At 72.7% G+C, this 374-nt stretch carries 1 protein-coding gene; it reads left to right on the top strand.

Annotation, left to right across the window (positions count from 1 at the left end):
• Positions 1–211 (top strand): virulence activator alpha C-terminal domain-containing protein (locus BZY54_RS53610; RefSeq protein WP_483025151.1); only part of this gene is annotated, 211 nt, incomplete at its 5' end.
• Positions 212–374 lie beyond the last annotated feature (163 nt).

The following is a 374-nucleotide window of genomic DNA, read 5'->3' as shown; positions in this document are numbered from 1 at the left end:
TCTCAGGAACCATCTGGAGCTGCACGAGCGCCAATTGGCGGAGTACCGGGAGATCGAGAAGCGCGACTTCCCGCCCGGCAGGGACAGCCCTCAGGACCGGCTTCAGCACCTGGTGCTGCGGGCCGGGATCGATCTGGAGACCTTCTGGGCCCAGTGGCTCCGGCACGCGCTGGAGGAGTTCGCCGAACTGCCGGGCCCGGACCCGGCCTGAGGGTGACCGCACTCCTCGTCCGGCCCCCGCCTGAGGGCGACCGCCCGTCCCGCCCCGCCCCCGGCGTGGCACCGTTCGGAGTCGCTACGGCTTCGATCAGAGCCGGTACGGCCTCGGGCGGCGGCGCATCGCCCACCCGGTGGCGATCATCGCGGCCCCGACC

The organism is Streptomyces carpinensis (genome assembly GCF_002154505.1).
Lineage (GTDB): Bacteria > Actinomycetota > Actinomycetes > Streptomycetales > Streptomycetaceae > Streptomyces > Streptomyces carpinensis.
This window is presented reverse-complemented; position numbering and strand designations above follow the sequence as displayed.